This window comes from Kribbella sp. NPDC048928 (assembly GCF_043197975.1).
GTDB lineage: Bacteria > Actinomycetota > Actinomycetes > Propionibacteriales > Kribbellaceae > Kribbella.
Genome location: NZ_JBICUC010000002.1, coordinates 432046 through 455250, shown reverse-complemented (window position 1 = coordinate 455250; position 23205 = coordinate 432046). Strand labels below are relative to the sequence as shown.

At 68.6% G+C, this 23205-nt stretch carries 22 protein-coding genes; 14 read left to right on the top strand and 8 right to left on the bottom strand.

Annotation, left to right across the window (positions count from 1 at the left end; genetic code table 11):
- Positions 1-84: 84 nt before the first annotated feature.
- The 5 genes from ACGFI6_RS09045 to ACGFI6_RS09025 form a co-directional block, all read right to left on the bottom strand.
- On the bottom strand, positions 85-1941 hold the full coding sequence (locus ACGFI6_RS09045) for a DUF222 domain-containing protein (protein WP_393116549.1): 1857 nt from the start codon (positions 1939-1941) through the stop codon (positions 85-87).
- Between the two features lie 108 nt (positions 1942-2049).
- Positions 2050-2601, bottom strand: coding sequence for a DUF4240 domain-containing protein (locus ACGFI6_RS09040; RefSeq protein WP_393116547.1), 552 nt, complete (start codon positions 2599-2601; stop codon positions 2050-2052).
- 55 nt (positions 2602-2656) lie between these two features.
- On the bottom strand, positions 2657-4135 hold the full coding sequence (locus ACGFI6_RS09035; protein WP_393116546.1) for a hypothetical protein: 1479 nt from the start codon (positions 4133-4135) through the stop codon (positions 2657-2659).
- 126 nt (positions 4136-4261) lie between these two features.
- The gene (locus ACGFI6_RS09030) at positions 4262-5206 is read right to left on the bottom strand and encodes an aldo/keto reductase (RefSeq protein ID WP_393116544.1); all 945 of its coding nucleotides are present in this window, start codon (positions 5204-5206) and stop codon (positions 4262-4264) included.
- Positions 5207-5253: 47 nt separating this feature from the next.
- Positions 5254-6330: a LacI family DNA-binding transcriptional regulator gene (locus ACGFI6_RS09025; protein ID WP_393116542.1), complete on the bottom strand. Its 1077-nt coding sequence runs from the start codon at positions 6328-6330 to the stop codon at positions 5254-5256.
- A 192-nt stretch (positions 6331-6522) separates the two neighbouring features.
- Here ACGFI6_RS09025 and ACGFI6_RS09020 point away from each other — a divergent pair, with 192 nt between their 5' ends.
- From ACGFI6_RS09020 to ACGFI6_RS08970, 11 genes are all read left to right on the top strand, one after another.
- The gene (locus ACGFI6_RS09020; RefSeq protein WP_393116540.1) at positions 6523-8028 is read left to right on the top strand and encodes a sugar ABC transporter ATP-binding protein; all 1506 of its coding nucleotides are present in this window, start codon (positions 6523-6525) and stop codon (positions 8026-8028) included.
- Positions 8025-9047 (top strand): ABC transporter permease, encoded by a 1023-nt coding sequence (locus tag ACGFI6_RS09015; protein ID WP_393116539.1) that lies wholly within the window; start codon positions 8025-8027, stop codon positions 9045-9047. The genes ACGFI6_RS09020 and ACGFI6_RS09015 overlap by 4 nt, the downstream gene beginning before the upstream one ends.
- Positions 9037-10005 carry an ABC transporter permease gene (locus tag ACGFI6_RS09010; protein ID WP_393116537.1) on the top strand — a complete coding sequence of 323 codons (969 nt, stop codon included), beginning with the start codon at positions 9037-9039 and terminating at the stop codon, positions 10003-10005. Before ACGFI6_RS09015 ends, ACGFI6_RS09010 begins: the two co-directional genes overlap by 11 nt.
- Positions 10006-10016: 11 nt before the next feature.
- A complete protein-coding gene (gene rhaS / locus ACGFI6_RS09005) occupies positions 10017-11084 on the top strand; it encodes a rhamnose ABC transporter substrate-binding protein (RefSeq protein WP_393116535.1) in 1068 nt (355 codons plus the stop codon).
- 10 nt (positions 11085-11094) lie between these two features.
- Positions 11095-11427, top strand: a complete 333-nt coding sequence (locus ACGFI6_RS09000; RefSeq protein WP_393116533.1) for an L-rhamnose mutarotase — start codon at positions 11095-11097, stop codon at positions 11425-11427.
- Positions 11428-11430: 3 nt separating this feature from the next.
- Positions 11431-12594, top strand: coding sequence for an L-rhamnose isomerase (rhaI, locus tag ACGFI6_RS08995; RefSeq protein WP_393116531.1), 1164 nt, complete (start codon positions 11431-11433; stop codon positions 12592-12594).
- Positions 12595-14628: a bifunctional aldolase/short-chain dehydrogenase gene (locus ACGFI6_RS08990; RefSeq protein ID WP_393116529.1), complete on the top strand. Its 2034-nt coding sequence runs from the start codon at positions 12595-12597 to the stop codon at positions 14626-14628. It begins immediately after the preceding gene.
- A gap of 12 nt (positions 14629-14640) precedes the next feature.
- Complete coding sequence (locus tag ACGFI6_RS08985; protein ID WP_393116527.1) at positions 14641-16101, top strand: arabinose isomerase; 1461 nt, start codon at positions 14641-14643, stop codon at positions 16099-16101.
- On the top strand, positions 16098-17522 hold the full coding sequence (locus ACGFI6_RS08980) for a rhamnulokinase family protein (protein ID WP_393116525.1): 1425 nt from the start codon (positions 16098-16100) through the stop codon (positions 17520-17522). The genes ACGFI6_RS08985 and ACGFI6_RS08980 overlap by 4 nt, the downstream gene beginning before the upstream one ends.
- 5 nt (positions 17523-17527) lie before the next feature.
- Positions 17528-17770 carry a LuxR C-terminal-related transcriptional regulator gene (locus ACGFI6_RS08975; protein WP_393116523.1) on the top strand — a complete coding sequence of 81 codons (243 nt, stop codon included), beginning with the start codon at positions 17528-17530 and terminating at the stop codon, positions 17768-17770.
- A gap of 63 nt (positions 17771-17833) precedes the next feature.
- Positions 17834-18295 carry a hypothetical protein gene (locus tag ACGFI6_RS08970; protein WP_393116521.1) on the top strand — a complete coding sequence of 154 codons (462 nt, stop codon included), beginning with the start codon at positions 17834-17836 and terminating at the stop codon, positions 18293-18295.
- Here the strand turns inward: ACGFI6_RS08970 and ilvA are convergent.
- Positions 18292-19563 carry a threonine ammonia-lyase IlvA gene (gene ilvA, locus ACGFI6_RS08965; RefSeq protein ID WP_393116519.1) on the bottom strand — a complete coding sequence of 424 codons (1272 nt, stop codon included), beginning with the start codon at positions 19561-19563 and terminating at the stop codon, positions 18292-18294. The two genes, ACGFI6_RS08970 and ilvA, sit on opposite strands and share 4 nt — an antisense overlap.
- A gap of 232 nt (positions 19564-19795) precedes the next feature.
- Here ilvA and ACGFI6_RS08960 point away from each other — a divergent pair, with 232 nt between their 5' ends.
- Positions 19796-20662 carry an HIRAN domain-containing protein gene (locus ACGFI6_RS08960; RefSeq protein WP_393116517.1) on the top strand — a complete coding sequence of 289 codons (867 nt, stop codon included), beginning with the start codon at positions 19796-19798 and terminating at the stop codon, positions 20660-20662.
- Between the two features lie 63 nt (positions 20663-20725).
- Here the strand turns inward: ACGFI6_RS08960 and ACGFI6_RS08955 are convergent, their stop codons facing one another.
- Together ACGFI6_RS08955 and ACGFI6_RS08950 are read right to left on the bottom strand one after the other, a co-directional pair.
- A complete protein-coding gene (locus ACGFI6_RS08955; protein WP_393116515.1) occupies positions 20726-21562 on the bottom strand; it encodes a hypothetical protein in 837 nt (278 codons plus the stop codon).
- 73 nt (positions 21563-21635) lie between these two features.
- The gene (locus ACGFI6_RS08950) at positions 21636-22460 is read right to left on the bottom strand and encodes an NAD(P)H-binding protein (protein WP_393116513.1); all 825 of its coding nucleotides are present in this window, start codon (positions 22458-22460) and stop codon (positions 21636-21638) included.
- 79 nt (positions 22461-22539) lie between these two features.
- Here ACGFI6_RS08950 and ACGFI6_RS08945 point away from each other — a divergent pair, with 79 nt between their 5' ends.
- Entirely contained in the window at positions 22540-22959 is a 420-nt protein-coding gene (locus tag ACGFI6_RS08945) for a MarR family winged helix-turn-helix transcriptional regulator (protein WP_393116511.1), read from the top strand.
- A 14-nt stretch (positions 22960-22973) separates the two neighbouring features.
- Positions 22974-23204 carry a hypothetical protein gene (locus ACGFI6_RS08940; RefSeq protein WP_393116509.1) on the top strand — a complete coding sequence of 77 codons (231 nt, stop codon included), beginning with the start codon at positions 22974-22976 and terminating at the stop codon, positions 23202-23204.
- The last annotated feature ends 1 nt before the right edge of the window (position 23205 follow it).

Below are 23205 nucleotides of genomic sequence, written 5' to 3'. Positions count from 1 at the left end.
GTTGTCGGTCGCGTCGTTGGGCGGAGGTGATGCGCACCGCGGTTGGGCGACATCTGGTGGGCGACATCTGGGGGCGCAGCTCGGTCAGAACGGAGGTGGGTCGTTCGGAGGCCTGATGGGCTCGGGCTTGATGGGGCCGCGGGCGGGTGGGACGGTGGTGTAGCGGTGGCCGGTGGGGGTGGTGAGAGTGACGGAGCCGTCGGGGTGGGCAGTGGTCTTCCATCCCCAGGCGGGGGTGTCTTTGATGACGTGGTGGTATTCGCAGTAGGGGACGAGGCCGGTGAGGGTTGTTTGTTTGGTTTGGGTGAACGGGGTGGTGTGGTCGCGGTCGCATTCTCGGGAGGTGCGGTTGCAGCCGGGCCAGGCGCAGGTGGGGTGGCGGGCGAGGAGGGTTTCGGTGACGAGTGTGCCGGGGTCGTGGCGGGTGGTGGAGGCTTCGAGGATGGTGCCGTTGGTGGGGTCGGTGAGGAGTCGGCGCCAGGTGCCGTCGGTGGCGATGCGGCGGGCCATGGTGGCGGGGATGGGGCCGTAGCCGGTGAGTTCGCAGGGGTCGTCGTCTATCCCGGTGAGTGTGGTGATGGGGATGAGGACTTCGATGTGGGGGCGTCTGCGGTGTTGGTCGGGGAGTCGGCGGTCGAGCCAGTCGAGTCCGTTGTGCAGGATGTGCTGGAACAGGTCGACGACGACGTCGGCGCGGCGTTGCGGCGCAGTCCGCCTGCCCTTGCCCTTGCCGGCGTCCGTGCCGGTGTCCTTGCCGGTGCCGGTGTCCGTGCCGTCTTCGTCGCTGGTCTGTCGCGGTGAGCGTCCGGCGTTGGTGACTGCCGACTCAGCCGACTCAGCCGATTCAGCGGACTCAGCAGGTGCAGCAGGCTGAGCGGATGCGGCGGATGCGGCGGATGCGGCAGGTTGAGCGGGCTTTGCGGTGGGTGTGGCGGGTTGGGTGGGTGGGGTGTTGGGGGTTTCGCGTTTGGTGAGGTCGGTGATGGCTTGGATGGCGATCCAGGCTTGCTGGATTTTGTCGGCGGTGTGGACGATCCACAGGCCGGCCATGCCGTTGGGGAGGGGCACGATTTTGCAGGTGCGTTCGCCGGTGGCGGCCTGGTGGTCGTCGGCCTCGGTTTTGGCGGCGTGTTTGGCGACCTGGCGGCGCAGGGAGGCTTGCAGGTTGCGGTGGGTCTGGCCGGGGGCGCGGCGCAGGACGTGGGATTCGACGGCCTGGGCGGCGTCGCGGGGCAGGTCGCGGGTGGCTTCGGAGATGGACAGCGCTTTGGACCAGGTCAGCGCACCACAACGCAAAGCGGTGTGGGTGGCGGTCAGGGTGCCGGTCAGGTGCAGGGCGGTGTCGACGTGCCGGCCGGCGGTGGGCTCGGACAGGTGCAGCGCGGCGCCGATCTCGGCGGTCCAGGACCGTTCGGGGTCGACCGGGCGGCCGGAGGAGTCGAGCCGGGTCGGGCGCGGTATCTCGGCTGCTTGGGTTTTGCGTTGCCGGTAGAACGAGGCCATCGCGGCGGCCTTGATCGCGGCCGCCCAGGCTTCCATCCGCGCTGCGGCCTTCATCGCCTCGATCAACGCGACCGGTGACTCGCACGGCGGACGCAGCAATTCCAGCTCCGCGGCCAGTTCCCCGCCCGGCGGCAGGAACACCCACGCCGGCGCCCTGCGGCGCAGCATCTCACGTTCGGCCTCGTCCTGCTCAACACCTGCCCACAACTCCCACTCCAACGCATCGACCCGCGACATCGACGGCAACTCGTCATACGGATCGAACGGGTCCGGATCGAACAGACCATCAGGACCCAACGCGCCATCGGCGTCATAGACGCCGGGAAGGTCATAGGAATCATCGGGCCGACCCAAGAACGCATCGTCCAGGGCAGACGGCGCACCGGGACCGGGCAGCGCGGGTGCGCCAGGACCGGGTCCAGCTGCCGTCAACGTCATGCGCCGATATTAGAACAAATGTTCGAAGTAGGCAAAATCGCCAGACCCAAGAGGTGCTGTCGTCGCCGTTGCGAGGAGGGCGGCCAGTCACCGCCAAAGGCAATAAACTCAGGCGTCGATGTAGAGCGCCGCGAGACGAGGGAGTCGCGACTCCAGTTCGTCCTCGTCATCGAAGTCGAGTTCTTTGCCGGCCGGTAGGTCGGGGGTGTCGGGGGCTTCGGCGTCGACGGCTTTCCAGTACGCGGCGTCGTCGCCGGTCACGTTCTTGTACGCGTGGCTGCCGACGTGCAGCATCCCCTCGCCATCGAAGCCTTCGAACCCCTCCGGCCGGTCCTCGTCGACCACGTCGGCAAGTGAGTCCGGGTCCGCCATCGCGGCGTCCCAGACCTCCCGCCCCTGGGCGATCAGCCAGCCCCGGAACGAGTCGAACCCGTCCTCCGAGGCGCCGGAGTTGATCAGGTACGCAGCAGCCCACAGGTCCCACCGGTACGACTCGACCTGCAACCGTGCGAGCACCGACCCGAACCCCACGATCTCCTCGGTCCGAGCCGCTCCAAGCACCTTGGTCAGCGCATCCGCAACGCCGTCCGGATCAGCCACCGTGTCATCCACCGAGGCACGCGCATCCTCGACCAGACCCCAGAACCCGTCCTTGTCCACCCCCAAACCATCTCACCGACCCCGGGTCCAACGGGAGCGCTGATCGACATGATTCTCAGATGGACGGCTCCGGTTCCCCAGGCAGGTTCGCGGCCAAAAGCGGTGTTTTCGGCTCGACGTGTTCGGCGTCCGGAGGTTCGTCGCTATCGATCGGCGTCGGCGACGGCTCGGTCTCGTGATCAGGCCGCTTCGGTGTCTCCTCCGCGTCGGCGCCGTCCTGCGACGAGAGCGCAGTCGAGGTCAGAGCTGGGCGTTCGTCCGGCTGCTCCGGGGCGTCGCGCAGCCGTGGTGGGGCTGCTGTCCAGGTCCGCAGGTCCTGGACGATGTCGCCGTAGAAGGCGTCGATCGCGCCTTCCACCGAGTCGATGAACGATCCGCGGCCGCGGCCGCGCTTGCTACCCAGCGGCGATCCGAGAGCGATCCGGAACGAACGCAACTCCTTCTTCGGGTCCTCGATCAGAAGCGTCGGCTCCTCACGGACAGCGCGCAGGAGTTCCGCAGTACCGGCCCCACGGCCGTGCATCACAAACGCCTCGATCCTCGTCGAATCCGGTGCGTGCCGCAGTTGGCGTAGCAGCCAGTTGACGCGAGTCGTTGCACGGCCGTCCCGGGGCGCCGCGATGTCGACATGGCAAGTCACAAGGCCCGCCCGAAGGTCGGCGGTGACGACCATCGGACCGACTGCGTTCGGGATGTTGATCGATCCCTGCAGCGTCCCCGTCGTGCTCATCGACTGAATCAGCGACTGCGACCGCACCTCAGGATCGGCGAGTTCCTTCCGCGAGAGCGCCGGAGTGACGTCGTCGCCGAGCTTCCGGCCGAGCTGCAGGCTGACGTACCTGAGCAATGCGTCGAATCGACCGGCGACTTCGGGAGCGCACTTGTCACCCGGCCGGAGTGTGCCGGAGGCGACGGCCTCCCGGGTCGTCACCCAGGATGGGCCCATGTCGTCGAACTGGAGTGCTCCCGAGCGCGGGTGCTCGAGATAGCGGATCAGTTCGCCGAGGATCCATGCCTGGTCGGGATCGGCGACGCCTCGGTGCTCCTTCTGCAACACGGCTTCGGCCAGCACCATCGACCAGGACCAGTGGTGCAACGCAACCCGCTTCAGTTTGCGTTTGTCGACCTTGGTGGGATGTAACCCTGCGACGGCAGGGATCTCGTTCGATATGGTCACGACCGCGTCGAAGCCCTGCTCCCGTGCGATGTCGAGGTAAGCCTCGAGCTGTTCTGCTTCCAGCGCGTTGACGCCTGTCTTTACCTCGACGAGCGCCGTCCATTCCTTCTGCCCGCGGCGTGCGCGCAGCAGGCCGTCCGGATAAAGGCGCCGCTCGCCAAGGTAGAACGGCACCTCGATGTACGTCTGCAGCTGTCCGGCTGGTGCGCCTAGCGGCTGCGTCAGGACCCGGCCGAACTCGCGCACTGACGACATCACTGCGAGTAGCGCAGACGTCGCCCGACGCTCCTGTTCGTCAGCTCCGTTGATCCCCGAGGTCGGTATCAGGCGTGCCTGATGCCAGCTTTCCTCTGCCATGATCCATCCCCCACGGGCTTCGTCCCGGCAGACCCCCCACAGGCCCGCATCACCGTGATCACCCGTCGAATCCGGAACCTTACGCCCCTCGTCACGCTACGTGAAGAGGCGATCGGGTTCCGGTCTTTACCAGACCTCGTTGAGTTGTTTGTGTTGGGTGGGGGTGAGGGTTAGGCGGGTGCCGTTGAGGGCGGTGGTGAGGTAGGCGGGGGTGCTGATGCCGACGATGGGGGTGATGGCGGGGGCGCCGCTGGCCAGCCAGGCGAGGACTACCTCTGAGCGGGTGACGCCCAGGTCTGCGGCGATGGTGGTGAGGACCTCCAGGCGGCGGCTGGTGCCGGGGTGGTCGAAGGCGGGGTCGATGGGGCGGTCGGCGCGGTTCTCGTAGCCGCCGGACATCAGCGAGTTGTACGCGAACAGCTGCTGCTCGGGGTTGCTCTGGGCGTAGTCCAGGACCTCGTCCGTGATCCAGCCGAAGCGGTGGTCGTGGATGTGGTCGCGTACGAGCGGCCGCGGCTGCAGGTACGAGTACCGCAACTGCAGCGCGGTCGGGCCCATCACACCCAGCGAGGCAGCGATGCCGCTCATCCGCTCCACCCGCCACAGTGCGTAGTTCGACAGGCCGATGCGGCCGATGGAGCCGTTCTGGGCGTGCTTGCCGAACGCGGCGGCGGTCTCCTCGAGTGGTGTGGACAGGTCGTCGCGGTGCGCCCAGTACAGGTCGATGTGGTCGATGCCGAGGCGCCGGAGCGAGGTCTCGAGCGCGGCGTCGATCGCTTTCGCGCTCAGCCCCTCGGAGTGTTCGGGGAAGCTGCCGGGCCACAGCGGCTCGCAGCCGACCTTGGTTGCCAGCTTGATGCGTTCCCGTACGCCGGGACGCTGCGCGAGCCACCGCCCGAGCAGTTCCTCGCTCTGCCCACCGTGCCCGCTCGGGTCCTGCCAGAACGCGTAGCAGTTCGCAGTGTCGATCCACTCCCCGCCGGCGTCCACGTACTCGTCCAGCAACCGGAACGAGGTCTGCTCGTCGATCCGGGTTCCGTACTCCATCGCACCCAGTGCAAGATTCGTCATGCGCCAGATCAAAATGGCTGGAGCGCGCTCCAGGTCAAGCCAGAAAGCTAGAGCGTCCCGCGCGTCGACGTCCGGACCACCAGTTCCGGGGTGAAGGTGACGCGCTGGTGCTCGTGGTCCGGGTTCGAGGACTCGTCGAGCAGCAGTTCGGCGGCGGTGCGGCCGAGCAGCTGCCGCGGTTGCCGTACGGACGTCAGCGGTACGGCGGCGGCCTCGGCGAACTCGATGTCGTCGTACCCAACGATGGCGAGGTCTTCCGGGACGCGCAGCCCAAGACTCACGCACTGCTGCAGCAATCCCAACGCCAGCAGGTCGTTCGCGCAGAAGGCGGCGGTCGGGCGCCGGTCCGCCGGCAGCCCCGCGAGTCGTTGCCCTGCGCCCCTACCCTCGGCGACGGTCAGTGCACCGGTGGTCAACTCGATCAGGTCCGCGGCGGGCTTCCCGGCGGTCCGCAGTGCGCGGCGTGCGCCGTCGCGGCGGTCGATGACCTGACCGATCGTGTTCGGCCCGCCGACGTACGCGATCCGCTCATGACCCAGCTCGAGCAGGTGCGAGATCGCGAGCTCCCCGCCAAGTACGTCGTTCACCGCGACCGAGCAGTGCTCCGCGTCGTCGAGGGTCCGGTCCACGACCACCACCGGCGTACCGCGCGAGGGCAGTTTGAGCAGGCGGGACGAGTGCTGGTCGATCGGCGTGATCAGGATGCCCTGTACGCGCTGTTGCTCGAGCAGATCCAGGTACGCCGCCTCGCGGTCGGCGTCCTCGCTGCTGGTGCAGAGGAACACCGAGAGCCCCGCCTCCTGGGCGGCCTCCTCGACGCCCTTAGCGACGTCGGTGAAGAACGGGTTGCCGGCGTCGAGCATCAGGTACGCGAGGATCCGACTCGATCCGGCCCGCAACTGCCGCGCGGACTCGTTCCGTACGAAGCCGAGCGAGGCCATCGCCGCCTCGACCTTCGCCCGGGTCAACGGACTGACCACCTCGGGACGGTTCAGCACGTTCGAGACGGTCCCCAGCGAGACGCCGGCGGCCGCGGCCACCGCCTTGACGCCGGCGGCGTGCGGCTTCGGGGCGCGGCGCGGCCGGGTGCGCTCAGGCAGGGCCTCCGCATCGTCGACGGACACGAGACCTCCCTGCGTACTTGAAACGTGTTAGCTGACGCAGAATACCCGGTTTCCGCCGAATCCCCGGGAGACAGGTCCAGTTTCGGCCGCGAAAGGTGGGCAGGCTCTTGACGTTCCCAGGGGCTCGCCCGTACGTTCGTGCAATCCTCTTGAAACCTTTCATCATTTCTTCGCCCCGAGGTGGAGGTGACCATGACCGGCAGCTCCACGGCGTTGCGCGTCCGCGCGGTGTCGAAATCGTTCGGTGCGGTCGCCGCCGTCCGGGAGGTCTCCTTCGAGCTGTCCGGCGGTGAGGCGCACGCGCTCGTCGGCGAGAACGGCGCCGGGAAGTCCACGATCGTGAAGATGCTGGCCGGAGTGCACCGCCCGGACGCCGGCACCATCGAGCTCGACGGCACCCCGCTGGAGCTGCACAGCCCGGCCGACGCAAAGGCCGCGGGGATCGCGGTCATCTATCAGGAGCCGACGCTGTTCCCCGACCTGTCGGTGGCGGAGAACATCGCGATGGGCCGGCAGCCGCTGGGTCGTTTCAAAACCATCGACCGGGCCGCGATGGTCCGCCAGGCCGGTCAGCTGTTCGCCCGCCTCGGCGTGTCGATCGACCCGAACCGTCCGGCCCGCGGCCTCTCGATCGCCGACCAGCAGCTGGTCGAGATCGCCAAGGCCCTCTCCGCCGACGCCCGCGTGGTGGTGATGGACGAGCCGACCGCGGCGCTCACCGGCGTCGAGGTCGAGCGACTGTTCGCGGTCGCCCGATCACTGCGCGACGACGGCGCGGCGCTGATGTTCATCTCGCACCGGTTCGAGGAGATCACCGTGCTCTGCGAACGGGTCACGATCATGCGCGACGGGCGGCACGTGTCCACCCACCTGCTGAGCGAGATCACCGTCGACGAGATGGTCCGCAAGATGGTCGGCCGGGACCTCGGCGCGCTCTTCCCCAAGCAGGACGTCCGGGCCGGCGAGATCGCGCTCAGCGTCCGCGACCTCACCCGCGATCCGGTGTACGCCGGCGTCTCGTTCGACGTCCGCGCGGGAGAGATCGTCGCGCTCGCCGGTCTGGTCGGGTCCGGCAGGTCCGAGGTCGTGCAGTCGATCTTCGGCGTCGACCCGCGCGACTCCGGCACGGTCGAGGTCGCCGGCAAGCCGCTCAAGGCCGGAGTCCCGAAGCAGGCGATGGCCGCCGGCGTCGCGCTCGTACCGGAGGACCGTCGCCAGCAGGGCCTGCTGATGGAGCTGTCGATCGAGCGGAACGTGACGCTGCCCAGATCGCGTTCGCTGTCCCAGCTCGGTTTCCTGACCGGCAGCAAGGAACGCCGCTCCGCGAAGGAGTGGACCGAGCGCCTCAAGACGAAGTACGGACGACTGTCCGACCAGGCCGGAACGCTGTCGGGCGGAAACCAGCAGAAGGTGGTGCTGGCCAAGTGGCTGGCAACCGAGCCGAAGGTGCTGATCGTCGACGAGCCGACGCGGGGCATCGACGTTGGCACCAAGGCCGAGGTCCACCGGCTGATGTCCAGCCTGGCGGCCGACGGTGTCGCCGTACTGATGGTCTCGTCCGAGCTGCCCGAGGTGCTGGGCATGGCCGACCGGGTGCTCGTGATGCGCGAGGGCCGGCTGGTCGCCGAGCTGAGTCGCTCCGAGGTGACCGAGGAGTCCGTCATGTTCGCCGCGACCGGCCAGGAGGTCAGCGGATGACGGAATCTGTCGCCCTCTCCGCGCCGCGGCGGTCCTCGCTCGACGTCGTGCTGCGCGCCCGTGAACTCGGCATCGTGCTCGCCCTGGTGGTCCTGGTCGCGGTCACGACCATCTCCAACCCGCGCTTCCTCTCCGGGCAGAGCATCCGGGACATCCTGCTCAACACCGCGATCCTGGCCGTACTGGCGGTCGGCCAGGCCGTGGTGGTGATCACCCGCAACATCGACCTCTCGGTCGGATCGGTGCTCGGCCTGAGCGCCTTCGCTGTCGGGTCGCTGCTGCAGGGCAATCACGGCGTCCCGGTGGGCCTCGCACTCCTTGCCGGTGCGGCCGTCGGAGCGGTCGCGGGTGCGGTCAACGGCGTTCTCGTGCGGTACGGCAACGTCCCGGCGCTCGTCGTCACACTCGGCACCCTGTACGTCGTACGCGGCATCACGTACTTCTGGGCCGGTGGCAGCCAGATCAACGCCGACGAACTGCCGAAGGGCTTCCTGGATTTCGGAAACGCTGCCGTCGCAGGAGTTCCGGTGCTCGTGCTGCTGGCAGCCGTGGTCCTGATCGTCCCGGCTGTTGTCCTGCGCAACTACCGGGTCGGCCGGGAGCTGTACGCGATGGGCTCCAGCCCGCAGGCCGCACGACTGGCCGGGATTCCGGTCGGCCGTCGTACGGTCGGAGCGTTCGTCGTCAGCGGCGGACTGGCTGGTCTGGCCGGAGTGCTGTTCGCAGCACGCTTCGGCACGATCGATGCCGCCGCCGGCACCGGGTACGAGCTGAACGTGGTCGCGGCCGTTGTGGTCGGCGGTGTCGCGGTCTTCGGCGGCAGCGGAACGGTCTGGGGCGCTGCACTCGGAGCGCTCCTGCTCACCACGATCGGGAGCGCCTTGGCCGTGCTGGAGATCAACCAGTTCTGGCAGCAGGCGATCGTCGGTGCGCTCATCCTGCTCTCGATCGGCGCCGACCGCCTGGTCGCCGCCCGGGTCGCTGCGAGCCTGAAGAAGCGGGGCTCCCATGTCGGCTGAGCTCACTGCCAACCGTGGCGCCCGGTTCGCGAACTGGAACGTCGCGATCATCGTCATCACCGTCGTCGTGCTGATCGTTGCGGCCGCGACGATCGACAATTTCGGTACGTCGCAGAACTTCGGCTTCCTGGTCCTCGACGTGCTGCCGATCGCGATCATCGCGCTCCCGATGACGATGGTGATCGTGACCGGCGAGATCGACCTCTCGGTGGCGAGCACGCTCGGCCTGTCGAGCGCGGTGATGGGCTATCTCTGGAACGCGAACCAGCCGATCGAGTCGATCATCCCGTACTGCCTGCTGCTCGGCGCGATCCTCGGCGCGGTCAACGGCTTCTTCGTCACCGTCCTCGGCCTGCCCTCGCTCGCCGTCACGATCGGTACGCTCGCCTTCTACCGCGGCCTCGCCTTCGTGGTCCTCGGAGACGGCGCCGTCGCCGACTTCCCGCCGTCGTACACCGCCTGGGTCACCGGCACGATGGGCAGTACCCCGATCCCGAACGTACTGCTCGTGATCGTCGTTCTCGCGATCGTCTTCGGCGTGATCCTGCACGCGACACCGATCGGGCGCGCCGTGTTCGCGGTCGGCGCGAGCGAGCAGGCGGCGCGGTTCGCCGGCGTCCGGCCGGGCCGGTTGAAGTTCTGGCTGTACGTCGCGAGCGGGCTGATCTCCGGTCTCGCCGGCGTGCTCTGGACCCTGCGGTACTCCAGCGCCCGCGCCGACAACGGTGCCGGACTGGAGCTCGCTGTGGTCGCGGCCGTACTGCTTGGCGGCGTCTCGATCTTCGGAGGCAAGGGCGCGCTCCCCGGTGTTGTCGCGGGCGTGGTCCTGATCGGCTCCCTGCAGAACGCGCTCCGCCTGTCCGATGTGTCCAATGAGGCCCTCAACGTGGTGACCGGCGCCCTGCTGATCGCCTCGGTCCTCGGCCCGAACCTTGCCAACCGACTCCGCCGTACCTGAAGGGACGAACCATGCGTCAACGCAAGAACCTGGCAGTGCTGGCCGTTGTTGCCCTCGCCCTGACCGCGTGCGGTGGGACGACGAAGTCGAGTACGGAGAGCCAGAACACGGCGGCCCCGGCGACGACCGCGGGCAAGGCGGATCCGAACGCGCCGCTGAAGGAAGGCCTGAAGATCGCCTACCTGCCCAAGCAGCTCAACAACCCCTACACCGACGTCGAGGTCGGCGGCGGCAAGGTCGCGGTCGGCGAGCTCAAGGGCGAGTACAAACTCGTCGGACCGAACGACGCCAGCGCCTCGTCGCAGGTCAGCTACATCAACACGCTGATCCAGCAGCAGCAGAACGTGATCGTGGTCGCCGCCAACGACCCGAACGCGGTCTGCCCGTCGCTGAACCAGGCGCGCAAGGCCGGGATCAAGGTGGTCACGTTCGACTCCGACGCGTCCAAGACCTGCCGGGACGCATTCATCAACCAGGCCACCACCCAGGGCATCGGCGAGAGCCTGGTGAAGATGGCCAGCGAACTGGCCGGCGGTGCCGGCGAGATCGCGATCCTGTCCGCGACCCCGAACGCCACCAACCAGAACTCCTGGATCCAGGTGATGAAGACCGAGCTGGCCAAGCCGGAGAACGCCAAGCTCAAGCTCGTCAAGATTGCCTACGGCAACGACGACGACCAGAAGTCGTTCACCGAGGCGCAGGGTCTGCTGCAGTCGTACCCGAACCTGAAGGTGATCGTGTCGCCGACCACGGTCGGGATCGCGGCTGCCTCCCGGTACGTGAGCGCGTCGAGCTACAAGGGCAAGGTCGCGATCACCGGGCTCGGCCTGCCGAACCAGATGCGGCAGTACGTCAAGGACGGCACGGTGAAGAAGTTCGCGCTCTGGAACCCGGCCGACATCGGGTACCTGGCGGCGTACGCCGGTGCTGCGCTGAGCTCGGGGCAGATCACCGGCGCCCAGGGCGACAAGTTCAAGGCCGGGAAGCTCGGCGACTACACGGTCGGCGCGGACGGCGAGATCGTCCTCGGCCCACCGACCGAGTTCACCGCCGCCAACATCGACAAGTTCAACTTCTGAGGACTGCTTCGTGAACCGCTACTGCTTCTGCCTCAAGGTCCGGGCGGACCGCCTGGACGAGTACGTCGACCGGCACCGCAACGTCTGGCCCGACATGCAGGCCGCACTGCGCGAGTCCGGCTGGCACAACTACTCGTTGTTCCTCCGCGACGACGGCCTGCTCGTCGGGTACGTCGAGTCCGATGACCTGGAGGCGGCGCAGCAGGCGATGGCGGCGACCGAGGTCAACACCCGCTGGCAGGCCCAGATGACCGAATTCTTTTCCGGTATCGATGGGCGGCCGCCGGACGAGGCGTTCCGGCTGCTGCCCGAGATCTTCCACCTGACTCCTGAAAGGGACTGAACCATGACGACCGAAGCCGCGAAGGCCGCGCTGAGCCGCCAGGAGATCGAGCTGCCCTCGTGGGCGTTCGGCAACTCGGGGACCCGGTTCAAGGTCTTCACCCAACCTGGCGTGCCGCGGTCGCCGGAGGAGAAGATCGCTGACGCCGCGGTCGTCCACAAGTACACCGGCGTCGCGCCGAGCGTCGCGCTGCACATCCCGTGGGACAAGGTCGACGACTATGCGGCGCTGTCGGCGTACGCGAAGGAACAAGGCGTCCGGCTCGGGGCGATCAACAGCAACGTCTTCCAGGACGACGACTACAAGCTCGGCAGCGTCACCAACCCGGATCCGGCGATCCGCCGGAAGGCGACCGACCACCTGCTCGAGTGCGTCGACATCATGGACCAGACCGGGTCGCGGGACCTGAAGCTGTGGTTCTCCGACGGCACCAACTACCCGGGCCAGGATGACATCCAGGACCGCCAGGACCGGCTCGCCACCGCTCTGAAGGAGGTGTACGACCGGCTCGGTGACGACCAGCGGATGCTGCTCGAGTACAAGTTGTTCGAGCCGGCCTTCTACACCACGGACGTGCCGGACTGGGGTACGTCGTACGCACACTGCCTCGAACTGGGGCCGAAGGCAACGGTCTGTATCGACACCGGGCACCACGCGCCGGGGACGAACATCGAGTTCATCGTGGCGTTCCTGCTGCGCGCGAAGAAGCTCGGCGCGTTCGACTTCAACAGCCGGTTCTACGCCGACGACGACCTGATGGTCGGGGCCGCGGACCCGTTCCAGCTGTTCCGGATCATGAACGAGATCGTCCGCGGCGACGCGCTCGACCCGGACCGCGGGATCGCGTTCATGCTCGACCAGTGCCACAACATCGAGGAGAAGATCCCCGCGATCATCCGCTCGGTGCAGAACGTCCAGGAGGCGACCGCGAAGGCGCTGCTCGTCGATCGCGACGTACTCCGGAAGGCCCAGCAGGAAGGCGACGTCCTGGGTGCGAACGCCGCGCTGATGGACGCCTACAACACCGACGTCCGGCCGCTGCTCGCGGAACTGCGCGAGTCGCAGGGCCTGGACCCCGACCCGGTCGCGGCGTACAAGCGCAGCGGCTACTTCGAGCAGATCACCAAGGACCGCGTAGGCGGCGAGCAAGCAGGATGGGGAGCATAAGTGAACGACACTGCAGCCGAGCTCGTTGCGCGTAGCAACCGACTGGGTGCCGATCCACGCAACACCAACTACGCCGGCGGCAACACGTCGGCGAAGGGCACAGCGACCGACCCGGTCACGCAGCAGCCCGTGGACCTCGTGTGGGTCAAGGGCTCCGGCGGCGACCTCGGGACGCTGACGGCCAAGGGACTCGCCGCGCTGCGGCTCGACCGGCTGAACGCGCTCGTGGACGTCTACCCGGGCGTCGACCGCGAGGACGAGATGGTCGCCGCGTTCGACTACTGCCTGCACGGCAAGGGCGGCGCTGTGCCGTCCATCGACACCGCGATGCACGGGCTGGTCGACGCCCCTCATGTCGACCATCTGCATCCGGACTCGGGGATCGCGCTGGCGACCGCGGCGGACGGCGAGAAGCTCACCGCGGAGTGCTTCGGCGACCGCGTGGTGTGGGTGCCGTGGCGGCGGCCCGGGTTCCAGCTCGGGCTGGACATCGCGGCCGTCAAGCGCGAGAACCCGCAGGCGATCGGCTGCATCCTCGGCGGCCACGGCATCACCGCGTGGGGCGCGACCTCGGAGGAGTGCGAGGCCAACTCGCTGGAGATCATCCGTACGGCGGAACGCTTCCTCGACGAGCGTGGTGTTGCGGAGCCCTTCGGCGGAGTGGTGGACGGCTTTGAGGCGCTGCCCGTCGACGAGCGTCGGGCGCGCGCCGCTGCGCTCGCTCCGGTGATCCGTGGACTCGCGTCAACGGACAAGCCGCAGGTCGGCCATTTCAACGACTCGGACGCGGTGCTCGAGTTCCTCTCGCGGGAGAAGCTGCATCCGCTCGCGCAGCTGGGCACGTCCTGCCCCGACCACTTCCTTCGTACGAAGGTTCGGCCGCTCGTTCTGGACCTCCCACCCTCCGCGTCGGTGGATGAATCCGTTGCGCGCCTGAAGGAGCTGCACACCCAGTACCGCGCGGACTACGAGGCGTACTACCAGGCGTATGCCGACGCTGACAGCCCGGCGATGCGGGGGGCGGATCCGGCGATCGTGCTGGTGCCCGGTGTGGGGATGTTCTCGTTCGGGAAGGACAAGCAGACCGCTCGGGTGGCCGGCGAGTTCTATGTGAACGCTATCAACGTGATGCGCGGCGCCGAGGCGGTCTCGACGTACGCGCCGATCGACGAGCGGGAGAAGTTCCGGATCGAGTACTGGGCGCTTGAGGAGGCGAAGCTGCAGCGGATGCCGAAGCCGAAGCCGCTCGCGACCAGGGTGGCGTTCGTGACCGGTGGCGGGTCCGGCATCGGCAAGGCGATCGCGCATCGGCTCGCGGCCGAGGGCGCCTGCGTCGTGGTCGCGGACCTCGACCAGGCCGCGGCCGAGGCGGCGGCGAAGGAGATCGGCTCGTCCGACGTGGCGGTCGCGGTAGCAGCTGACGTGTCGTCCGCCGAAGCGGTCGAGGCTGCGCTGCGAGAGGCGGTGCTTGCCTACGGAGGCGTCGACCTGATCGTCAACAACGCCGGCCTGTCGATCTCGAAGTCGTTGCTCGAGACAACCGAACGCGACTGGGACCTGCAGCACGACGTGATGGCGAAGGGCTCGTTCCTGGTCTCCCGGGCGGCGGCCCGGATCCTCGTCGACCAGGAGATGGGCGGCGACATCGTCTACATCTCCAGCAAGAACTCGGTGTTCGCCGGCCCGAACAACGTCGCGTACGGTGCCGCGAAGGCCGACCAGGCGCATCAGGTCCGGCTGCTCGCGGCCGAGCTCGGTGAGCACGGCATCCGGGTCAACGGCGTGAATCCGGACGGCGTCGTCCGCGGTTCGGGCATCTTCGCCGGCGGCTGGGGCGCGAAGCGGGCCGCGGTGTACGGCGTACCGGAGGAGGAGCTCGGTGCGTACTACGCGCAGCGGACCCTGCTCAAGCGCGAAGTACTGCCGGAGAACGTCGCGGCCGCGGTCTTCGCACTGGCCGGTGGAGACCTGACGCACACGACCGGTCTGCACGTGCCCGTCGACGCCGGCGTGGCTGCCGCCTTCCTGCGTTAAGGGGTTTCTATCATGTGGAGCACTGAACCGGACCGTTCGGTCGACGGGCACGGCGCGCTGCCCTGGGTCGAGCCGCGGAAGACGCGGATCGGTTTGGTGGCCGGCGGACTGGGTGCGTACTGGCCGCAGTTCCCGGATCTCCTGCCGCAACTGCAGGCGTCCGCGCGCCGGGTCTCCGAGCGGTTCGCGGCACTCGACTGCGAGGTGGTGGACGTCGGGTTCATCTCGGACGCGCAGGAGGGCGCCACGGCCGCGGAGAAGTTGCGGGCCGCCGACTGCGACCTGATCGTCGGGTTCCTCACGACGTACATGACGGCGTCGATGCTGGTGCCGATCGCTCAGCGCTCAGGGGCGCCGGTGTTGTTGCTGAACCTGCAGCCGACCGAGGCGATGGATCACGCGTCGTTCGACACCGGCGCCTGGCTGGCGTACTGCGGGGCGTGCCCGCTGCCCGAGATGGCGAACGCGTTCGAGCGCTGCGGGATCGACTTCCGGTCGGTCTCGGGGTATCTCGAGGACGAGCGCGCCTGGACGCGGATCGACCGGTGGATCCGGGCGGCCGGTGTCCGCGCCGCGCTCCGGCACGGGCGGCACGGCCTGCTCGGGCATCTGTACCCGGGGATGATGGACGTGATCACCGACCCGACGCTGGTCTCTGCCCAGCTCGGTGGGCACGTCGAGATCCTCGAGATCGACGACCTCCGGGTCCGCGTCGAGCAGGTCACGGACGCCGAGACGACCGACCGGATGAAGGTCGCACGGGAGATCTTCACGCTCGACGACTCGGTCAACTCCGACGACTTCCGCTGGGGCGCGACGGTGTCGGTCGCACTGGATCGATTGGTCGAGGACTTCTCGCTCGACTCGCTCGCCTACTACCATCGCGGGCTCGATGGTGAGACCCACGAACGGGTGGCGGCCGGGATGATTCTCGGCGCATCGTTGCTGACGGCAAGGGGTGTGCCGGCCGCGGGGGAGTACGAGCTGCGGACGTCGCTCGCGATGCTCGTGATGGACAAACTCGGCGCCGGCGGATCGTTCACGGAGCTGCAGGCGCTGAACTTCAACGACAATGTCGTCGAGATGGGGCACGACGGGCCGGCGCATCTGGCGATCTCGGCGCGGAAGCCGTTGCTGCGCGGCCTCGGGGTGTATCACGGGAAGCGCGGATGGGGCGTGTCCGTGGAGTTCGACGTACAGCAGGGGCCGGTGACCCTGTGTGGGCTGGGGCAGCGGCGGGACGGATCGTTCAAGCTGATCGCGTCCGAGGGCACCGTCGTACCGGGGCCGCTGCTGCAGATCGGGAACACGACGTCGCGGGTGGACTTCGGGTGCGATCCCGGCGAGTGGACGGACGCCTGGTCGGCGTCCGGCGTTGCGCATCACTGGGCGCTGGGGACCGGTCATCGCGCCGCGGACCTGCGTGCGGTGGCCGATCTGCTCAAGCTCGAGCTGACGGTGGTCGCGCCGTGAAACGAGTCGCGGCGGTGGACCTCGGGGCCTCGAGCGGGCGCGTCATGCTCGCCGAGGTGGGCCCGAACGTCCTCGAGCTGCGCGAGCTGAACCGCTTCTGGAACGGGCCGGTACGCGTCAACGGCACGCTGCACTGGGACGTTCTGCACCTGTACCGGTCGATCCTCGAGGGCCTCCAGCTCGCGGGACGCCTGGACAGCATCGGCATCGATTCGTGGGCCGTCGACTACGGGCTGCTCGACGAGTCGGGGCGGTTGCTCGGCAATCCCGTGCATTATCGGGACGGCCGTACCGACGGTGTGATGGAGCGCATCCTCGCCTCGGTGCCGGCTGCTGAGTTGTACGCCGTGACGGGCCTTCAGCAGTTGCCGTTCAACACCATTTACCAGCTGGCCGCGGAGCAATTGCCTTCGGACGCGGCCACGTTGCTGATGATTCCGGATCTGCTGGCGTACTGGCTGACCGGTCGGATCGGTGTGGAGCGGACGAACGCGTCTACTACGCAGCTGTATGACGTGTCGACCCGGGACTGGAGCGACGAGCTCATCTCTCGGTTGGGGACCGCGCGGGGGATGTTCCCTGCGCTGTGCGAGCCCGGGGACGTGATCGGGAACGTGCTGCCGGACGAGACCGGGTTGGCGCCGGGGATCCCGGTCATTGCGGTGGGGTCGCATGACACGGCATCGGCTGTGGTTGCGGTGCCGGCGGTCGGCGAACGGTTCGCGTACATCTCGTCAGGCACCTGGTCGCTGGTCGGGCTCGAGCTCGACGCGCCGGTGCTGACCGACGAGGCGCGGGAGGCGAACTTCACCAACGAGGGCGGCGTCGACGGGCGGATCCGCTTCCTGCGGAACGTGATGGGCCTGTGGATCCTGCAGGAGTGCCAGCGGGTCTGGGGCGACGACGACCTGCCGAAGCTCCTGCGGGAAGCCGCCGCGGCGCCGCCGTTCAGCGTCCTGATCGATCCGGACGCCCCCGAATTCCTTGCCCCGGGCAACATGCCGGTGCGGATCGACGAGCACTGCCGGGCGACCGGCCAGGAGCCACCCCGATCCCGCGGTACGACGGTGCGCTGCATCCTGGAGAGCCTCGCGCTGGCGTACCGCCGCACCCTCCGCGCCGCGCAGACGATCGCGGCGCGTGAGGTCGACGTACTGCACGTGATCGGCGGTGGTTCGCAGAACGAACTGCTCTGCCAGTTGACCGCCGACGCGTGCGGCGTACCGGTGCTTGCCGGGCCGGTCGAGGCGTCCGCGCTCGGCAACGTACTTGTCCAGGCTCGCGCACTCGGCGAGCCCTTCCCGGACCTGGACGCGATGCGCGCCCTGGTCCGGGCCACCCATTCTCTGCGGCGCTACGACCCGCAGGGCAAACCGGCCGACTGGGACGCCGCCGAGTCCCGGCTCTTCGGATCTAGGTGATCAGCATGACCGTCCTCCCCCAGGAACTTCGACCGGTGGCGCGCCGGGTGCCGCCGCGCGAGATCAGTCACGACGATCTGCAACTGCTCCGGCTGCTCGCCACCGGCCTTCCGGTCGACGGTGTCGCCCGGCGGCTGGAGCTGTCCGAGCGCACCGTCCGCCGCCGTACCCGGCTGATCTGCGACCGCCTGGGCTTCAGCACCGCGATCGAAGCAATCGTCTGGGCCGCCCGCCGCGGCCTCGTCTAGGAGGTGTTAGGCGGCGACGACCGCGGGTACCGGATGTTCTGAGCATCGAGCCGAGGAGGAGCGATGAACGGAATGACCATTGTCTGGATCGTCGTCGCCGTGGCCGTGCTGGTCATCGTGGTAGCACTGATCGCCGGGGCTGCGTCCCGGTCGTCGAAGCGCCGCGCCGAGCAGCAGCGGCAACAGGCGCGGCAGGAAGCGCACGAACACGAGCAGCAGGCTCAGGTGAGTGCGGTCGAGGCCGACAAGCAGCAGGCGGTGGCCGACGAGGTCGATGCCCGGGCCCGCAAGGCGCAGGCGATCGCCGACGAGAAGGCCGCTGAGGCACGGCGGCTCGCGGCAGGTGCGCAGGAGCGCCAGCAGGCCGCCACGGACGCCCGCAACGAGTCCGACGAACACCGCGACCACGCGCAGAACCTGTGGCCGGGCGAAAAGGACGAGATGGGCGAGAAGAACGTCCGGCCGGACTGGGACGACGGCAACCACCCGCACGACCCGCGACGCCCGAAGCACACCAAGGGCTAGATCAGGTACCTGAACTCGGGGGAGTTCGGGTCGATGCGCTCGATGTCCAGTGGGGCGGCCTCCATCCGGGCCAGCAGGCCGGGGAGGTCGTCGCGGGTGCCGATCTCGATACCGACCAGGGCGACGCCGGTCTCACGGTTGTTGCGCTTCACGTACTCGAACAGGGTGATGTCGTCGTCCGGCCCGAGCGTCTCGTCGAGGAACGCGCGCAGGGCGCCGGGCTCCTGCGGGAACGTCACCAGGAAGTAGTGCTTCAGGCCTTCGTACACCAAGGAGCGCTCGAGAATCTCGCCGTACCGGCTGACGTCGTTGTTCCCGCCGGAGAGCAGGCAGACCACGGTCTCGCCGGGCCGTACGTCGAGACCGTTGCCGAGGGCACTTGTCGACAAAGCGCCGGCGGGCTCTGCGATCAGGCCGTCGGTCTGGTAGAGCGCGAGCATCTCCGAGCAGACCAGGCCCTCAGGCACCGACATCAGCTCGACACCGGCCCGCTGCACGAGCGGAAGCGTGACGTCGCCAACCCGGCGTACGGCGGCACCGTCGACGAAACTGTCCAGCTGGGGCAGCCTCACCGGCGCACCGGCTTCGAGCGCTGCCGCCATGCTTGCCGCGCCGGCCGGCTCGACTCCGACGATGCGGACGCCGGGGTGCCGCTCGGTGATCCAGGTTGCAACCCCTGCAACGAGACCGCCGCCGCCGACCGGCACCACGAGCACATCCGGCGCCTGCCCGAGCTGCTCGACCAGCTCGACGGCCACGGTCCCTTGCCCCGCAACGGTTCTGGGGTCGTCGAACGCCGGCACCATGGTTGCGCCACTCGCCGCGCCCTCGGCAACGGCAGCCGCGGCCGCGTCGTCGTACGTGTCGCCGGTGACGATCACCTTGATCTGCTTGCCGCCGAGCGCGGCGATCCGGTCCCGCTTCTGCCGCGGGGTCGTCCGCGGAACGAACACTTTGCCCTGAACGCCGAGGATGTGGCACGAATACGCCAATCCCTGCCCGTGGTTCCCGGCACTTGCGCACACCACGCCGGCGGCCTTCGCGGTGTCGTCGAGCTGTGCGATCAGGTTGTAGGCACCGCGGAGCTTGTAGGAACGCCCGATCTGCAGGTCCTCGCGCTTCAGCCAGACCTGCGCGCCGGTGCGCTCGGACAGGCGCAGGTTGCGCTGCAACGGGGTCCGGACGGCGACCCCGTCCAAGCGCTTGATCGCGGCCTCGACCGCGTCCGCGTCGACCGTCGATCGAGTGTCAGAAGCACTGCCCTGCATGACGTTCCTTCCCGTGCATCTGCACGATCTTCGGCTTTTCGCTCGCTGCCCAAGACGATCCGCGTCCACAGTCCGGACCGGCGGCTTACCTTTGCGTATCAGACTCTTGCACTATGCGTGAAACGGCCCTTCACTGGGCAGTCTAGTTTTCATACGCTCACTCGGTGTAACGACCAGGGTCCTGGTCGGGATGAGCCGGGTAAAGCCGGTCAGTGAGGACTGGAGGGCACAGATGGAACTGATTCCGTTCAGTCTGTGGGGAGACGCTCTGTGGTGTGGTCAGGAAGTCGTGCGGGAGACTCCGCACGAGCAGGCGATCCGTAGCCTGTTCCCCGATCCCATCCCGGCGCGTGGAGCAGATCTGGACATCGAGGCGGACCTCGTCCCGGAACCGCACAACCGTTTCGACCCGCGGTCGATCGCCGTCCGGGTGCAGGGCAAGGTTGTCGGCTATCTGCCGAGGGACGACGCGCACCGGTACCACCCGGTGCTGTCGGAGTTGGTGGCGCAAGGCCTGCAACCGCAGGTGCCGTGCCACCTGTGGGTCAGCGAGTGGGAGCCGGCGGACTGGGACGGCAAGGGCGTCCAGGGCACCGAGTTCCACGCCAGCGTCGCGGTCGCCCTCGGGCAGCCGCACATGCTGGTCCCGGTGAACCTGCCACCACCGGGCAGCTATCACCTGCTGCCGCCCGGGAGCGGCATCGTGGTCCCGGGCAGCGAGCTGCATCCCGACGTACTGGCGCCGTTCTTCCGTGCGGAGGGCGAGTGCTGGGTGTACGCCACCATGCATGCGATCGAGGAGGAGGACGGCATCCAGGACCGGCACCGGATCGTGGTCGAGATCCGGCTCGACGACGAACCCGTCGGCCGGCTCGGTCCGCGGCTGAGCGCCGAGTTCCTGCCGGCCATCCACTACCTGGCCGACATGCGGGCCGAGACCGCCGCCCGGGTGGCGGTGCGCGGCGACCGATGCGCATCGGAGGTGATCTTGTACGCGGCACGGAGTCACGACCTGCCGGCCACCTGGCCGGACGGCCTGGCCCGATCCCCTATCGCTTCTCCGCAATGGCACTACTGGGCAACAAAAGAGGCCAACTAGGCGGCTGCGCTGTACTGACCATGCCTCACCAGGCCGGTACAGCGGAGCTACTTGACCGACAAGTCAGGCCTCGCGTGCGCCCGAGCGGCCGGAGTCCATGCCGTAGGCAATCCGCGGATCAACCCGTGCGGCTGCCGCAGCGTTCTCCGGTCGCCCGGACCCGCCCGCTGGAGTGGTCCCGCCCGCCGGCGTACTGCCGGCCGGCGCGACGCCTGAGGACGCTGCGTCCTGTGCGGCCTTGCCGTCGACGGCTGCCGCCTGCTGCAGTGGCTCGCCGACAGGTGCCGGCGGATGCGCGAGCCGGTCCACTTCCTCGATGCCCGCTCCGGCGATGTCTGCCCCGATGGTCTTGGTCTCGTCGAGCGTCTGGTTGAGGTCGCTCGGCGGCAGGCCCGAGTGGCCGACGAGGTCCTGGGGCGCGGCGTCGAGCCTTCTGGCCTCGTTCTCCATCGCTTGCTGGATGCTGCTGATCGCGTTGGCGTGCTGCTCTGGCGGGATCTGCGCCTGTGCCTCGGCCGAGTCCCTGAAGAGGGCGGTCGCAGCCGTACGCATCGGGGAGTTCTGTCGGCCGGGGCCGTGGGACTCCGCCAGCAGGTTGCGCGCGACGTCCGGCGTCCGGAGGTGGTCGCCGAGCGTCTCCGTGAAGCCCTGCGCCGCGGCCTGGCGCAGCAGGTCCTTGATGTCGGCCGGTGCCGGCTCGCCGGTGGCCCGCTGATCCAGGATCGCCTCCGAACTGCGAGGCACGTCGCTGGCCGCGATCATGTTGTCCACGTCCTGTACGGCGACCTGCCGGGCCAGTCCGCGGACGAGGCCGACGTGCCGGAAGTCGCCCGCGTACGCGTCGGCCATCGCGTCGCAGACGGCCGCCCGCTGCTGGGCCGACCTGAATCCGAAGACCACTTCCTGCTCCTCACCGCTGCGCACCGTCCGACTGCCGATGCGATCGTACGACGATGCAGGGCGAACGCCCGCTTTACCCGAACGCGGCCGCGTTCTCCCGGCACCAGTCGGCGAACGTCCGCGGCTCGTTCCCGGTGATGCGCCGGACGACATCCGTACGGAGGCCGATGGTGTCGGCGCGCATCAGCCGGAGGCCCTCGACGATCGCCGCGGCGAGCTCGGGCGAGGCGCCGTCGGGATAGCGGAAGCGGACCGCCTCCTCCGGCGTCTCGATCGGCCGTACGTCGATGGTGCGCCCGATCGCGGCGCCGAGGATCGCGACCTGCTCGGCGAGGGTGAACGCCTCGGGCCCGGTCACCGTGTACGCCTGCTTCTCGTGGCCGTCCTCGACGAGCGCCGTGGCCGCGACTGCCGCGATGTCGGCCGGGTCGACCGGCGCGGCCCGACCGGGGCCGATCGGGTCGAGAACGTAGCCGCCCGCGCGGATCGTCGGCAGCCAGTCGATGGTGTTGGTCATGAACCCGGTCGGGCGGAGGAACGTCGCCGGGATGCCGGAGTCCTGGATGAGTCGTTCACGTTCGTAGTGCCAGCGGCCCATCGCTGGGACCGGGTCGCCGAGGACGGCGTACGACGAGACGTACACGATCCGGCGGACGCCGGCTGCTCGCGCTGCGGCGACTGCGTTCGTGGTGTGCGCTAGGCCCGTACCGGGGACGAGCAGGAACAGTTTGTCGACGCCGTGCAGGTCGAGCGGCCCGTCGAGGTCGCCGATCAGCTGCTCGGCGGGGAGATCCGGCCGCGGGCCGCGGACCAGTGCGCGGAAGCGGGCGTCGCGGCGGTTGAGCTCGTCGACGAGGGCGCGCCCGATGTGTCCGGTGGCGCCGGTGACCAGCAGCATGAGAGACTCCTTTACCGGTTAACGATCTATTGGGAACGTTAACTGGTAAACGATCTCGTCGTCAAGGCAGGAGTTCGTCGTGCCTGAATTTCTGGAGCTGCACAGCAAGACGTCCAAGTTGCTGCGGGCTGCTGCGGACACCGCCGTCCAGCGGCACGGGCTGCGGCTCGGGCAGGACCATCTGCTCGCCGCGCTGTGGGCGGAGGACGGGCGGACGCCGGGGGAGATCGCCGCGGCGGTGAACGTGACCACGCCCGCCGTCACCAAACTCGCGACCCGGATGGCCGAGTCCGGCCTGCTCGAACGCCGTCCCGACGGCCGCGACAACCGGCTCGTACGACTCTGGCTGACCCCGGCCGGGCGCGCCCTCCAAGGCCCGGTCGAAGCCGAACGGCAAGCGCTCGAGGACCGCATCACCGCAACCCTCACCAGGACCGAACGCGCCCAACTGCTGAAGGCACTGGCCAAGATTCACCAAGCACTACTGGACGCCCCATAACGTACGTTGGACAAATGGCGAACCCACCGAGTTGCCCGATCTGTGGAGAACACGGCGTCCCGATCCTCTACGGCCTGCCCACACCGGCGGCGCACAAGGCAGCCTCAGCCGGCAAGGTCCGCCTCTTCGGCTGCGTAGTACCAGCAAACCCAGACCAATGGACCTGCCCCCAAAACCACACCTGGCCCGCCACCGACGACCAGGAACTGGTGGCCGCCATCGACGCCGCGATCCAGGACAGCTGAC